This is a genomic window from Flavonifractor sp. An100, assembly GCF_002161175.1.
Taxonomy (GTDB): domain Bacteria; phylum Bacillota; class Clostridia; order Oscillospirales; family Oscillospiraceae; genus Lawsonibacter.
The window spans coordinates 189,319-204,110 of sequence record NZ_NFMA01000002.1 but is presented as its reverse complement, the minus strand read 5'-3'; the positions used below and the strand labels follow the sequence as shown (position 1 = coordinate 204,110).

Sequence of the window (14,792 nt, the reverse complement as noted above, 5' to 3'; positions counted from 1 at the left end):
GGGCAAAAAAGCCTGTATTCATGCGGGTTTGCGCCGTTTTGACGGTCATTCCCACTCTATTGTGGCGGGGGGCTTGGACGTGATGTCGTAGCAGATGCGGTTAATACCCTGCACCTCATTGACAATGCGCACGCTGATCTTGTCCAAAACCTCATAGGGGATTCGGGCCCAATCAGCGGTCATAAAGTCGCTGGTAGTCACTGCACGAAGGGCCAGAGTATAGTCATAGGTACGGCCGTCACCCATCACACCTACGGAGCGGGTGTTGGTAAGGACCGCAAAATACTGGTTGAGGTTCTTATCCTCCCCCGCCTTGGCGATTTCGTCCCGGAAAATAAAATCTGCCTGGCGGAGCAGATCAGCCTTCTCCTTGGTAATCTCCCCAATGATACGAATAGCTAGACCAGGACCGGGGAAAGGCTGGCGGGAGACCAAATACTCAGGCAAACCAAGCTCCCGGCCCAACTGACGGACCTCGTCCTTGAAGAGCAGCCGCAGAGGCTCAATGATCTCCTTAAAGTCTACGTAGTCGGGCAGACCGCCCACATTATGGTGGCTCTTGATAACGGCAGCATCCCCCGCACCAGACTCAATCACATCCGGATAGATGGTACCTTGGGCCAGGAAGTCCACAGTGCCCACCTTCTTGGCCTCTTCCTCAAAGACCCGGATAAACTCTTCACCAATGATCTTCCGCTTCCGCTCGGGCTCGGACACTCCCGCCAGTTTGCCCAGAAAACGCTGTTCGGCATCCACCCGTACAAAGTTGATGTCCCACTTGGAGAAGGCAGACTCTACCTCATCCCCTTCGTTCAAGCGCATCAGGCCGTGGTCAACAAAGACACAAGTGAGCTGAGACCCAACAGCCTCCGCCAGCAAAGCGGCTACCACGGAGGAATCTACGCCGCCAGACAGGGCCAGAAGCACCTTTCCGCTGCCAACCTTCTCCCGTACAGCAGCAATGGCGGTATTCTTATAGTCACCCATGGTCCAGTCGCCCACAGCGCCACACACCTCATAGAGGAAGTTGCGGATCATCTTGATGCCATTCTCTGTGTGGTTGACCTCTGGGTGGAACTGCACCCCATAGAAGCCCCGGCTCTCGTCAGCAATACCCACATTGGGGCAGCTGTCGCTGTGGGCAGTAAGGGCAAAGCCCTGGGGCACCTTTGCCATGTAGTCCCCGTGGCTCATCCAAGAGATGCCCTCTTCCGGCAGTCCCTGGAACAGCTTACAGGATGTATCGTAATAAGTGGCGGTCTTGCCGTATTCCCGGGCAGAATCGTCCTGGGCTTCGGTTACCTGTCCGCCCAAATTGTGGGCAATGAGCTGGCAACCGTAGCAGATACCCAAAATTGGTACTCCCCAAGTAAAGATCTCAGGATCTACATGGGGAGATGTCTCCAGGTACACGCTGTTGGGACCACCTGTGAAAATGATGCCGATGGGGTTCATGGCCTTTAACTCGGCCAGCGGGGTGGTGTAGGGCTTGACTTCGCAGTACACATTGCACTCCCGGACCCGCCGGGCAATGAGCTGATTGTACTGTCCGCCGAAGTCCAGCACGATCACAGTCTGGTGTGACATAGTCATATTTTCCTCCCTATCTACATAATGGGATTTTACAAACATTTAACCCGTTTCCCCTTGTTTTCGCCCCTGTTTCCAGGTATCATAGTGGCAGATAAAGGAAAGGAGGTGTTGTAAATGACAGATTTCTATTGGAATAGCCGCACCGATCTGGAGGATCTCATCTATGAGGACCAGAACACGGTAGCCAGCGAGCGGTAAGGTAACTTCAACATGATTTGGAACAAGAAGCCACACCTAAGGGTGTGGATTTTTGCGTTTTAAAAGGATAAATAAAGGATGATACCACAATCTTGGATCTCATTTCTTTTGAATCCTCATATCCCGTTTCTCTCCTGAATGTTCCCTCATGGAAAGGAATCAGAAGTTTCAGTTGTACGCGTTTTAAATATCCGGTCACGGCCCCCGGAAAGGGGCCGTGACCGTTTGATTTTAGATCTTGGTGATATCGATGGGGGTCAAATCCTCGCTCCGGCTCTGCTGCCGGACCGTGAGCAGGGCCCGTGCGGTATCAATGGCAGTGACACAGCCCACCCCGTGCTCCACGGCGGAGCGGCGGATGCGGAAGCCGTCAGAGTCGTGCTTGCGACCCCGGGTGGGGGTATTGATGATCAGGTCCACCGTACCAGAGGCGATCATATCCAGGATGTTGGGATGGGACTGGGACACGCGGTTGACCCGCTTACACTCAATCCCCGCCTCATTGAGCACGTCGCAGGTGCCCGAAGTGGCATAGAGCTCAATGCCCATCTCCTCAAAGCCCCGGGCAATGGAGATGATCTCCCGTTTGTCCTCATCCTTAACGGTGATGATAATCCGGCCGCCCTTCTTGGGAGCACGGAGGCCAGAGCCCTTGAAGGCCTTCAGCAGGGCCTGGGGGAAGGTCTCGGCCAGACCCAGCACCTCGCCGGTGGACTTCATCTCCGGGCCAAGGCCGGTATCCACATCGGTGAGCTTTTCAAATGAGAACACAGGGGCCTTCACCGCATAGTAGTTGGCCTCCTTATAAATGCCGGTACCATACTCCAGATCCTTCAGCTTCTGACCCAGCATCACCTTGGTGGCCAGGTCGATGATGGGCACGCCGGTGACCTTGGAGATATAGGGAATGGTACGGGAGGAGCGGGGATTGACCTCAATGACGTAGATATCGTCGTTATAGAGGATATACTGGGCGTTAATAAGGCCGATTACACCCAGGTGCTTGGCCATGTTCCGGGTGTGCTGGAGAATCAGATCCCGGTGCTTCTGCTCCAGGTGGAGGGGCGGGTAGACCGCGATGGAGTCACCGGAGTGGACGCCTGCCCGCTCCACGTGCTCCATAATGCCGGGGATAAGGATATCCTCTCCGTCGAACACGCCGTCCACTTCCAGCTCCCGGCCCATGAGGTACTTATCCACCAGGATGGGGTGCTCCTGAACGGTCATGTTAATGATGCGCATAAACTCCTCAATGTTCCGGTCGGAGTAAGCGATCTCCATGCCCTGGCCACCCAGGACGTAAGAGGGACGGACCAGGACGGGGTAGCCCAGCTCGTGGGCGGCCGCCAGGGCCTCCTCAGTGGTAAAGATAGTACGGCCCTTGGCGCGGGGAATACCGCACTTCTGCAGGATTTCGTCAAAGCGCTCCCGGTCCTCAGCGGCGTCCACGCCGTCAGAGGAGGTACCCAGAATCTGGACGCCCATGTCGGTGAGAGCCTTGGCCAGCTTAATGGCGGTCTGACCGCCGAACTGGACCACAGCGCCCCAGGGCTTCTCCTGATCCACAATATTCTGCACGTCCTCGGCGGTGAGGGGCTCAAAATAGAGCTTGTCCGCTACATCGAAGTCAGTGGAGACGGTCTCGGGGTTATTATTGACGATGATGGTCTCACAGCCCAGGCGCTTCAGGGCCCAGACAGAATGGACGGAGCAGTAGTCAAACTCAATGCCCTGGCCGATACGGATGGGGCCGGAGCCCAGCACCAGCACCTTTTTCTTTCCGGAGTCGGCCTCCACCGCCTCATTCTCTCCGTCGTAGGTGGAGTAGTAATAGGGGGTCTCGGCGTCAAACTCGGCGGCGCAGGTATCCACCATCTTGAAGGAGGGGATGATGCCGTACTTCTCCCGCAGGGCCTTCACCTCAGACTGCTTCATGCCGCACAGAGTGCCGATGTAGCTGTCGGCAAAGCACATCTCCTTGGCCCGCTTGAGGGTGTCGGCGTCGGGGATGCCCCGGCAGGCCTTCAGCTCCTCCTCCATGTCGATGATCCGCTTGAAGCCATCCAGGAACCAGATATCCATCTTGGTGATGTGGTTGATCTTCTGGGGAGAGAAGCCCCGCCGCAGCGCCTCGGCCACCACGAACAGACGCTCGTCGGTGACGTTGACCAGCATCTCCTCGATCTCGTCGGTGTACAGGCCCTCCAGCTTGTCCAGCTTCAGCGCCCGGACATTCAGCTCCAGGGAGCGGATCGCCTTCATCAAAGCGCCCTCGAAGGAGTTAGCGATGGCCATAACTTCGCCGGTGGCCTTCATCTGGGTGCCCAGAGTCCGGCTGGCAGTGGTGAACTTATCGAAGGGCAGACGGGGAATCTTCAACACGCAGTAGTCCAGGGTGGGCTCAAAGCAAGCGGTGGTCTTGCCGGTGACGGCATTGGGAATCTCGTCCAAGGTATAGCCCAAGGCGATCTTGGCGGCCACCTTGGCGATGGGATAGCCCGTGGCCTTGGAGGCCAGAGCGGAGGAGCGGGAAACACGGGGATTGACCTCGATGACCGCATACTCGTAGGAGTCAGGGTTAAGGGCAAACTGACAGTTACAACCGCCCTCAATCTCCAGGGCGGAGATGATGTCTAGAGCGGCGGTACGGAGCATCTGGTACTCCTTATTGGCCAGAGTCTGGGTGGGGGCCACCACGATGGAGTCGCCGGTGTGGACGCCCACGGGGTCGATGTTCTCCATGGAACAGACCTGGATCACGTTGCCGGCGGAGTCACGCATGACCTCAAACTCAATTTCCTTCCAGCCGGCGATACACCGCTCGATGAGCACCTGGCCCACACGGCTGAGGTTGATTCCTCGGTCAGAGATCTCCCGCAGGGACATCTCGTCGTAGGCAATACCGCCGCCGGTACCGCCCAGGGTGTAAGCGGGGCGGACAATAACGGGGTAGCCGATTTCCTCGGCAAAGGCCACGGCGTCCTCCACCGCCTCCACCACCTTGGAGGTGACACAGGGCTGGCCGATGGACTCCATACAGTCCTTAAAGCCCTGGCGGTCCTCCGCCTTACGGATGGACTCGGGAGAGGTGCCCAGCAGCTTCACCCCGTACTTGGCCAGGGTTCCGTTCTCATGGAGGGCCATAGCCAGGTTCAGGCCGGTCTGGCCGCCCAGGGTGGGCAGGATGGAATCGGGCCGCTCCATCTCGATGACCTGGGTCACCGAGGGGATGTTCAGGGGCTCGATATACACGTGGTCGGCAATATCCTTGTCCGTCATAATGGTGGCGGGGTTGGAGTTGACCAGCACCACCTCAATGCCCTCTTCCTTCAGGGCACGACAGGCCTGTGTGCCGGCGTAGTCAAACTCAGCGGCCTGGCCGATGACAATGGGGCCGGAGCCCAGGACCAGGACCTTTTTAATAGCCGGATTTTTCGGCATTACTGGTCACCTCCCATGGAAGCGATAAAGCGGTCAAAGAGGTACTCCGTGTCCTGGGGACCGGGGCTGGCCTCGGGGTGGAACTGGGTGGTAAAGCAGTTGGGGCGCTTGTAGCGCAGGCCTTCCACCGTTCCGTCGTTGACGTTTACATGGCTGATCTCCGCCACAGCGGGGTCCACACTGTCGGCCAGGACCATATAGCCGTGGTTCTGGCTGGTGATATACACCCGTCCCGCCTCAATGTCCCGCACGGGGTGGTTGCCGCCACGGTGGCCGTAGTCCAGCCGGCCCGTCTTTGCACCGGTGGCCAGGGCCATGATCTGATGGCCCAGGCAGACGGCAAACATGGGGATGTTGCTGTCATACAGCTTGCGGACCTCATGGATGATATCTACGTTGTCCGCCGGGTCGCCGGGACCGTTGGACAGCATCACACCGTCGAAGCCGCCCTCCAGAATGGTCTGGGCGGGGGTGTGGGCGGGGAATACGGTGACATGGCATCCGCGGCGGCGCAGGCACTCGATCATGTTCTGCTTCACGCCGTAGTCCATCATGGCCACCCGGTACTTCTCCTCCCCGTAGGCAGGACAGTCCTCCGGCTCCTTCCGGGACACCAGCTCCACAGTGCCCTCCACCCGGTAGGCCCGAATCTTCTCCAGGGCCTGGGCCACATTAAAATGCTCCGCACAGGTGACCATGCCGTTCATGCTCCCCTGACTGCGGAGTATCTTCGTCAGGGCCCGGGTGTCCACGCCCTCGATACCAGTGATATCATGCTGTTTTAAATAGGCGTCCAATGTTCCCTCACAGCGGAAATTGCTTCCCCGGGGGGACAAGTGCCGCACCACAAAGGCCGAGGCCCAGGGACAGCTGGACTCGTTGTCCTCGCTGTTGATGCCATAGTTCCCGATGAGGGGATAGGACATGACAATGCCCTGCCCCGCGTAGGAAGGATCGGTCAGGATCTCCTGGTAGCCGGTCATCGAGGTGTTGAACACCATCTCACAGATCCGGTCGGAGGTGCTGCCGATGCTGGTCCCGGAAAATACGCTTCCGTTGGCCAGAATCAAGGTCGCTTTCATCAATTCTCACACGCCTTCCGTTCCAGTTCTCAGTTGCCCTTTATCTTGCGCAAACCGTTTCAAGATATTGTATCGAAAATCCTCCTCTTTTGCAAGATGCCGTTCCCCTTTTTTCCATCTTTTTTCCCACTCTCTTTTGTTCATTTGGCTGGATATCCTTCCAGAATATTGGAAACACTCTCTGTGTGGGGTCCAAGGGTCCCGGAACTATTATGGAGGGGGCAGCGACTTGTTCACTGGATTGGTACGCACCATCATTTTATACCTTTTAATTATCGTAGGCATTCGCCTGATGGGCAAACGCCAGGTGGGAGAACTGGAGCCCTCTGAGCTGGTCCTCTCCCTGATCATCGCAGATCTGGCCTCCGTGCCCATGCAGGACTTCGGTATTCCACTGCTGACCGGGATTATCCCCATCATTACCCTATTGTCTCTGACCATGATGCTGTCGGTACTCACCATGAAGAGCGTGCGCTTCCGCGCCCTTCTGTGTGGAAGACCCAGCATCATTATCCGAGAGGGCAAGCTGGATCAAAAGGAGATGGCCCGCAACCGACTGACCGTAGACGAGCTTTTGGAGGAACTGCGCACCAAGGGCTACACCGATCTCACCGCGGTGAAATACGCGATTCTGGAGACCAACGGCCAGATCTCCGTTCTCCCCTACGCCGCCCATAAGCCCCCCACCGTCCAGCAGCTGAACCTGTCCACTCAGGACCCTGGCCTGCCCCTGGTCATTATCAGCGACGGACAGCTACTGCAGCGCAATTTGGCTCTGCTGGGATACAGCCGTGCCTGGCTAAATGACTACTTGAAGCAAAAGGGTTATTCCGGTTTCAGCCGGGTTTTTTTGCTCATGGCCGACCCCTCTGGCGGAATCTATTTGATTCCAAAGGAGTCGTCCAGACCTTCTTAGGAGGAAACCAACATGAAACGTTTCGTCATTGCCGCTGTCATCTTAGCGATCATGCTGGGAGGAAGCCTCTACAATGCCTGGTACGCTCAAACGCTCACGGAAGGACTCTCCCGCCGCTTGGAGCATTCTCACCAGCTTGCCCAACAGGGCTGCTGGGATCAGGCCGCCCACCTTACACGGGAGGTCTATCAGGACTGGCAGAGTCACCATTTCTATCTCCACACGGTCATGCGCCACTCCGACACCGATCAGATCCTAAGAGGGTTTCGCTGTGTCCTGCAGTATTTGACCCTCCAGGAGATGGACCAGTACGCCGCGGCCAATGCTGATCTCATCGCCCAGATCCGACTGCTGTCTGAAATGGAACAGGCCACTTTAGTCAATGTATTGTGAAATTTTTGTCAATCTGCCAATTTTCGCAAGTTTTTCCGCCTTAAATTTCAAAAATTACACAATTTCCAGTTGACGAGCCTCCCCAGGCAGGCTATAATACAAGCATAGAGATGCCCGGATTTCACAGACATCTCCCCTTGCCAAAGGGAACCCAGATCAGAATTGGAGGCATGAACGATGGATCAACAGAAGATTAGCCCGAAAATTAAGGAAGCAATGGACGACGCCTTTTACACCCTTCTGCGCAGTGTCCTCCCCATGTTGAACAGCGATGAGGGCCGGGACCGTTTCCTGCACGATTTGGGGCGTCTGACCAAGTGGGCCCAGGTTATGCCTCATGATTTGGGCAACGACGAGCCCTGGACCAAGGAACAGCTGCACGCCATGATGCTTGGCCCTCAGGAACTGGAGGACCCCCGCTTCGGCGCCTATATGGACGCTTTTTACGAGGACTATGTGGAGGGCGAGGACTCCACCCACGCCTTCTATTCCGAGCTGTTCCAGAATGAGACGGACATGAGCAAGATTGACTGGATGTCCGTTTGGGAAACAGTCAAGTCCAACTACGAGAATTGGCTGAAGAAAGAATATGAGGATGAATGGCTTAAGGGTGAACCCAACCCCTAAACTCCATCTTCCCCAAATACATACAGCCCCCGCTGTCTTACCACAGCGGGGGCTGTTTTTCTTTTATTCCACGGTCACGCTTTTAGCCAAATTCCGGGGCTTGTCGATATCGCACCCCCGCATCAGGGCCACATAGTAGGCAAACAGCTGCAACGGTACCACCCCCAGAGAGGGCAACAGCAGGTCGTGGGTGTCCGGAATGGTCATCACGGCATCCGCCGTCTTCCCCATCTCCTCGGCATGGCTTTCGGTAGCCAGGGCCAGCACATCTGCGCCCCGGCTCTTTACCTCCACCACATTGCTCATGGCCTTTTCAAACAGCTTGCTGTAGGTACCCAGAGCCACCACCAGCGTACCGTCCTCAATCAGACTGATGGTGCCGTGCTTCAGTTCCCCGGAGGCATAGGCCTCCGAGTGGATATAGGAAATCTCCTTCAGCTTTAAGGAGCCCTCCAGTCCCAGGGCGTAGTCCACATTGCGGCCAATAAAGAAGACGCTGTCATGGTTAAAATACTGGGAGGCTAGGTATTGGATGTTGTCTTTATTGGCAAGAATGGTCTCCATCTTTCCAGGCAGCAGGAGCATCTCCTCCAATACGCTACGGTACTCCTTCTCCTCTACCGTACCCAGTACCCGGGCAAACCACAGCCCCAGCAGGTCTAAAACCGCCATCTGCGTGGAGTAGGCCTTAGTCGTGGCTACCGCGATCTCCGGTCCGGCCCAGGTGTAGAGCACTACGTCGGACTCCCGAGCAATGGAGCTGCCCACCACGTTCACAATGGACAAAATCCGGGCCCCCAACCGTTTGGCCTCCCGCAGAGCCGCCATGGTGTCCAGGGTCTCTCCCGACTGGCTGATTACAATGACCAGGGTGTGGTCATCCACAATGGGGTCCATATACCGAAATTCCGAGGCCAGGGACACCTCCACATTCTTCCGGGTCAGCCGCTCCAGATTGTATTTCCCCACCATGCCAACATGGTAGCTGGACCCGCAGGCCACAATGTAGATCTTGCTCATGGAGCGGATATAGCTCTCATCCAGGCCAAAATCCTCCAGGTATACCTCTCCGTCCCGGATACGGGGGAAGATACACCGGCGCATGGCCTCCGGCTGCTCCATGATCTCCTTGAACATAAAGTGCTCATAGCCGCCCTTTTCCGCCGCGTCGATCTCCCAGTCCACATGGGAGATCTCCTTCTCAATGGGCTGCATCAGGTGGTTGTAGCACTGGATTCCCTCCCGGGTGAGCACGGCCAGCTCCCCGTCCTCCATATACACCACATCCCGGGTGTATTTGATAATGGCGGTGACGTCGCTGGCCAGGAAATTGCATCCCTCGCCATAACCCAAAATCAGCGGGCTGTCCTTGCGCACGGCGATCAGCTGATCCGGCGCATCGGCACACAGGATGCCCAACGCATAGGCCCCCTGGATCCGGTGAAGCACTCGGCCCACCGCCTCCAGCAGATCGCCCTGATAAAAGTAATCAATGAGCTGGGCCACCACCTCGGTATCGGTCTGGGAGGTAAACTCCACCCCCTTAGACATCAAAAAGGACTTCAGCTCCGCATAATTTTCAATGATGCCGTTGTGAACCACAGCGATGCGTCCGCTTTGGCTCACCTGGGGATGGGAGTTGACGTCGCTGGGTGCTCCATGGGTGGCCCAACGGGTATGGCCGATTCCTACCGTCCCGTCCACAGCAGCCCCGCCTCGGAGCATATCAGATAGCACCTGGAGCCGTCCCTTGGCCTTGTGCACACACAGGGCCTGCTTTTTCTGGGAATAGACCGCCACACCTGCCGAGTCATAGCCCCGGTACTCCAGACGGGCCAGCCCATCCAGTAAAATAGGAGCCACCTGCTCTTTGCCGATATAGCCAACAATTCCGCACATAGTTTTTATTTCCTCCTGATCTTTGGATAAATGGATCAGAGGACAAACTCGCAGCCATTTGCACCTCGTTCCCCGGTCACAGCCCCTTTGTTTTGCGGTCACCCGCATATTTTTAGGCTGTGTACGCACCCGGAGCGGCACGGGGGGACACCCGCCGAATCCTTCGATACTTCCCCCACCTCGTCGTCCCCGCCCTTCCGGCGGGGCACTGGCGCTTATGTTGGGTTTCTGCCCAAAGCTCCTCCTTTCCTTCTGCGATGAACTCCTGCCCCCTTCTGCAAGCCCGCGTTATAAGAGGCGGCAGTTCCATGCTGTGCATTATAAAAGATTTCATTCCCGGAGTAAAGGGGAAATTTTTCCGCTGCAAAAAGAAAGGGCGCCGCGGAGGAATCCGCAGCGCCGCTGTTCTTGTCCTTGAAAACTGGTTTTCCCTTACACGATGGCCTTTACCCGCTCCACGGCCTCCCGGGTGGCATCCGCGTCGCCGAAGGCGGTCAGGCGGACATAGCCCTCTCCACTGGGGCCAAAGCCGGCGCCGGGGGTAGTGGCCACGTTGGCCTTATCCAGCACCAGATCAAAGAAGTCCCAGGACCCCATGCCCTTGGGCGTCTTCAGCCAGATGTAGGGCGCATTGGTTCCACCAAAGCAGGTCATACCCGCGGAGGTCAGGCCCTCCCGAATGACCTGGGCATTCTTCTGGTAATAGGCAATGGACTGCCGGGTCTGCTCCTTGCCCTCGGGAGTATAGATGGCCGCGGCGCCCCGCTGGATGACATAGGGCACACCATTGAACTTGGTGCACTGGCGGCGGTTCCACAGGCTGTTGAGCTTCACTCCGCCCCGCTCCAGCTCCATGGGCACCACAGTATAGGCGCAGCGGTTGCCGGTAAAGCCAGCTGTCTTGGAGTAGGATCTAAACTCGATGGCGCAGGTACGGGCTCCCTCGATCTCAAAGATGGTGTGTGGAATGTCCTCGCCGGTGATAAAGGCCTCATAGGCCGAGTCATACAGGATCACCGAGCCGTTGGCATTGGCGTAGTCCACCCAAGCCTGCAGCTGCTCCCGAGTGGCCATGGCGCCGGTGGGGTTATTGGGGTAGCACAGGTAGATGAGGTCCGCTCTCTCCTTGGGGGGCTCGGGGGTAAAGCCGTTGGACTCCACACAGGGCATGTAGATCAGCTTATTCCACTTCCCCAACTCCTCCTGGAAATCTCCAGCCCGGCCGGCCATGGCATTGGTATCCACATAGACGGGATAGACCGGGTCACACACCGCAACCACGTTGTCCACACCGAAGATGTCCCCGATGTTGCCGCAGTCACTCTTCGCGCCGTCAGAGACAAAGACCTCCTCCGGCTTCACCGTCACGCCACGAGAGGCATAGTCGTGCTGGGCAATGGCCTCCCGCAGGAAGGGATAGCCCTGCTCCGGGCCGTAGCCGTGGAAGCCCTCAAAGGTACCCATCTCCTCTACGGCGGCGTGCATGGCCTGGATGACCGCAGGGACCAGGGGCCGGGTCACATCGCCGATGGACAGCTTGATGATCTTAGCCTGGGGATTGGCCTGAGAATAGGCCGCAATCCGCCGGGCCACTTCCGAAAACAGATAGCTGCCAGGCAGCTTGAGATAGTTTTCATTCACCTTTACCATTTTCTTGTACAGCTCCTTTGTAACAAAGCTTCAAATCGCCTGTTATCATTGATTGTTATTATCTCCTATGAAGGTTAGGTTGTCAATTAAAATTTCCTTCAGGTCTCCACATCGCCCTCAAAGACAGTACGCGCCGGGCCGGTGAGGAACAGCCGACCATTTCGGCTCTCCACCTCCAGCGTGCCTCCCGGCAGGGCGATCTCCCCTCGTTCCGGGCACAGACCCGCCCGGCGTCCGGCCGCATAGCAGGCACACGCTCCCGTGCCGCAGGCCAGGGTGATCCCACTGCCCCGTTCCCACACCCGCACCCGCAGCCCTCTTTCCTCCCAGGGGGCGGCAAATTCAATGTTGGAACGCTCCCGCAGCGCCGGATGGTATTCCAGCTGCGGTCCCAACCGTTCCAGCTCCACTTGCTCCGGGTCAGAACAGAAAATGACCCCGTGGGGATTGCCCACCCATACCTGCTCCACCTGATAGGTCTTCCCTTCCACCTGTAGAGACACAGGAGGGAACAATTGGGCCGGCCCCATATCCACGGTTACCCGATCCACCACGCCCCCCCTGACCTGTAGCTCCAGCCCCCGGGGACCAGAGTCCGTCTCGATGGTCAGGCAGGTCTTCCGGGTCAAGCCCCGGTCGTAGACGTATTTCCCCAAGCAGCGAATGCCATTGCCGCACATGGCCCCTCTGGAGCCGTCTGCGTTGTACATTTCCATGGCAAAATCCCCGGACTGCCCGGTTTTCAAACAGATCAGTCCGTCCGCTCCCACCCCAAAATGACGCCGGGACAGCCGTACCGCCAGTCCCGGCAGATCCTCCGGCTGGGTCTGCCGGCAATCGAGGTAGATATAGTCGTTTCCGATTCCCTCCATTTTGGTAAAGTGCACAATCACCGCCCCCTTTGGCCAGCTTGAAACCAAACGAGCGGCTTGCGCCGCCCGTTTCGCTCGGTTTCATTCTATGCCTAAGGGGATGGCTCCATGCCTAGCTGGACACGCCGTACGACTCTAAAATTTTACGTGCGGTCTGGGACATCCGGCATCCAGCATCCATACTCTGCTTCTGTAGCATCCGATGGGCATCCTCCTCACAGTATCCCTCCCGCTCCATCAGCAGCCGTTTGGCCCGGTCCACTAGCTCTTGCTCAGCCCCACTGCGTTTGGGGCGTACAAACCGCTCCATTCGATGGCCAAACTGGAGCAGAAGGCGGACCGTGGATACCGCCTCCTCCTTTCGAATGGGGGTGGGCAGCTTAAACACTTCCCGGCTGCCGCAGCTGTCCAGCACATGCTGGGGCCCCACCAGCAGCAGCGAACACACCGCCGGCAGGTCCTCGTACAGCCACTCCGCAGGCCCGTCGGTGAGGTGTGGGGAGCAGATGACGCAGTAGGCCTGCCGCTGGGACAGCAGCCTGCGTACCTGGTCACCGGAGTGACAAGTCAGGCAGTGGGCTGTCCCGGTGCTCTCCAACAGCTCACTGAACCGCTGGCACATGGTTCGATTTTCAAAGGCAACGATGACGGTATCCAATTTTCATCCCCCCTTGGCCTTTCATCGTTTCCCCATTTCATCAGTAAACCACCAAATAGCGGTCCAGCTCCCAATTGGAAACCCGGCTTTGGTATTCCTTCCATTCCTTCATTTTGCCCCGGATGTAGTGCTGAGCCACATGCTCTCCCAGCACGTCCATCACCAGCTCGTCCCGCTCCATCTCCTCCAGGGCGTCCTTCAAGGTCTCCGGCAGAGCGTCAATATTGCGCTGAGCCCGCACCATCTCATCCATATCATAGATGTTGTCCGCCACCTCAGGAGGCGGCGTAAGACCCCGGGCAATTCCGTCCAATCCGGCGGCCAGGCAGGCCGCCACCGCCAGATAGGGGTTGCAGGAGGGGTCCGGACTGCGCAGCTCTACCCGGGTGGTCTGCCCCCGCACAGCCGGGATGCGGATGAGGGTGGAGCGGTTAGAGGCCGACCAGGAGCGGTAGCAGGGGGCCTCATATCCGGCCCCCAGGCGTTTATAGGAATTGACCAGGGGATTGGTCAGAGCCGTAAACCCTTTGGCGTGCTCCAGCAGTCCGGCAATAAAGGCGTAAGCGGTCTGGGAGAGCTGCCGATCACCGTTGGGGTCGTAGAAGACATTTTTGCCGTCTTTAAACAGGGACATATTCAGGTGCATCCCCGACCCGGCAACCCCGTACAGGGGCTTTGGCATAAAGGTGGCATGGAGGCCATTTTTTTGTGCCAGCGTTTTCACTGCCAGCTTCAGGGTCATGATCTTGTCCGCGCCCTCCATAGCCTGCACATACCGGAAGTCAATTTCATGCTGGCCCACGGCGCACTCATGGTGGCTGGCCTCGATCTCAAAGCCCATCTCCTCCAAATTCATGCACACCTCGCGCCGGGTGGACTCACCGTGGTCCAAGGGCCCCAGGTCAAAATAGCCCGCCTCGTCCCGGGTATTGGTGGTAGCCCGTCCCTGTTCGTCTGTCTCAAACAGGAAAAACTCCAGCTCCGGCCCGATGTTGAAGGTGTCAAACCCCATATCGTTGCACCGCTTCAAAACCCGCCGCAGTACGCCCCGGGGATCGCCCACAAAGGGCGTTCCGTCCGGGTTGTACACATCGCAGATCAGCCGGGCCACCTTTCCCTGGGCCGGACGCCAGGGGAAAATAGCAAAGCTGTTCAGGTCCGGGTACAGGCACTGGTCCGACTCGTTGATCCGGGTAAAGCCCTCGATGGAGGAGCCATCAAACATAATTTGATTATTGACCGCCTTTTCAATTTGCGAGGCGGTAATGGCCACATTTTTCAGCTGTCCGAAAATATCCACAAACTGCATGCGGATAAATTCGATTTCCTCCTCCTGCACCATGCGGATGATATCTTCCTTGGTATATTTCATGGCGGGCGGCTCCTTCCTGTCCATAGTAAAGCTCTCGCCGCGCAGCGTCTGTTCCACCGGCGGCCTTATAGGGTCAGTATTACACGCCTCG

The 14,792-nt window shown here is 57.5% G+C and carries 11 protein-coding genes; 3 read left to right on the top strand and 8 right to left on the bottom strand.

Annotated elements, in window-relative coordinates; genetic code table 11:
- Nucleotides 1-45 precede the first annotated feature (45 nt).
- The 3 genes from guaA to B5E43_RS02240 all read right to left on the bottom strand — a co-directional run bounded on the left by guaA (nucleotide 46) and on the right by B5E43_RS02240 (nucleotide 6,314).
- Nucleotides 46-1,587 (bottom strand): glutamine-hydrolyzing GMP synthase, encoded by a 1,542-nt coding sequence (gene guaA / locus B5E43_RS02250; protein ID WP_087393216.1) that lies wholly within the window; start codon nucleotides 1,585-1,587, stop codon nucleotides 46-48.
- A gap of 435 nt (nucleotides 1,588-2,022) precedes the next feature.
- Entirely contained in the window at nucleotides 2,023-5,232 is a 3,210-nt protein-coding gene (gene carB / locus B5E43_RS02245; protein ID WP_087393214.1) for a carbamoyl-phosphate synthase large subunit, read from the bottom strand.
- Complete coding sequence (locus tag B5E43_RS02240) at nucleotides 5,232-6,314, bottom strand: carbamoyl phosphate synthase small subunit (RefSeq protein ID WP_087393212.1); 1,083 nt, start codon at nucleotides 6,312-6,314, stop codon at nucleotides 5,232-5,234. Before B5E43_RS02240 ends, carB begins: the two co-directional genes overlap by 1 nt.
- A gap of 229 nt (nucleotides 6,315-6,543) precedes the next feature.
- On the opposite strand from B5E43_RS02240, the gene B5E43_RS02235 reads away from it, so the two are divergent.
- The 3 genes from B5E43_RS02235 (at nucleotide 6,544) to B5E43_RS02225 (ending at nucleotide 8,250) form a co-directional block, all read left to right on the top strand.
- Nucleotides 6,544-7,230: a DUF421 domain-containing protein gene (locus B5E43_RS02235; protein ID WP_242964671.1), complete on the top strand. Its 687-nt coding sequence runs from the start codon at nucleotides 6,544-6,546 to the stop codon at nucleotides 7,228-7,230.
- Nucleotides 7,231-7,242: 12 nt separating this feature from the next.
- A complete protein-coding gene (locus tag B5E43_RS02230; protein WP_087393210.1) occupies nucleotides 7,243-7,623 on the top strand; it encodes a DUF4363 family protein in 381 nt (126 codons plus the stop codon).
- 177 nt (nucleotides 7,624-7,800) lie between these two features.
- The gene (locus B5E43_RS02225; RefSeq protein ID WP_087393208.1) at nucleotides 7,801-8,250 is read left to right on the top strand and encodes a hypothetical protein; all 450 of its coding nucleotides are present in this window, start codon (nucleotides 7,801-7,803) and stop codon (nucleotides 8,248-8,250) included.
- 63 nt (nucleotides 8,251-8,313) lie between these two features.
- Here the strand turns inward: B5E43_RS02225 and glmS are convergent, their stop codons facing one another.
- The 5 genes from glmS to B5E43_RS02200 all read right to left on the bottom strand — a co-directional run bounded on the left by glmS (nucleotide 8,314) and on the right by B5E43_RS02200 (nucleotide 14,701).
- Nucleotides 8,314-10,149 carry a glutamine--fructose-6-phosphate transaminase (isomerizing) gene (gene glmS, locus B5E43_RS02220; protein ID WP_087393206.1) on the bottom strand — a complete coding sequence of 612 codons (1,836 nt, stop codon included), beginning with the start codon at nucleotides 10,147-10,149 and terminating at the stop codon, nucleotides 8,314-8,316.
- 432 nt (nucleotides 10,150-10,581) lie between these two features.
- Nucleotides 10,582-11,799, bottom strand: coding sequence for an LL-diaminopimelate aminotransferase (locus B5E43_RS02215; protein WP_087393204.1), 1,218 nt, complete (start codon nucleotides 11,797-11,799; stop codon nucleotides 10,582-10,584).
- A 98-nt stretch (nucleotides 11,800-11,897) separates the two neighbouring features.
- Entirely contained in the window at nucleotides 11,898-12,686 is a 789-nt protein-coding gene (dapF, locus tag B5E43_RS02210) for a diaminopimelate epimerase (RefSeq protein WP_087393202.1), read from the bottom strand.
- 97 nt (nucleotides 12,687-12,783) lie between these two features.
- Entirely contained in the window at nucleotides 12,784-13,329 is a 546-nt protein-coding gene (locus B5E43_RS02205) for an ANTAR domain-containing protein (protein WP_087393200.1), read from the bottom strand.
- Between the two features lie 40 nt (nucleotides 13,330-13,369).
- Nucleotides 13,370-14,701, bottom strand: a complete 1,332-nt coding sequence (locus B5E43_RS02200; protein WP_087393198.1) for a glutamine synthetase family protein — start codon at nucleotides 14,699-14,701, stop codon at nucleotides 13,370-13,372.
- Nucleotides 14,702-14,792 lie beyond the last annotated feature (91 nt).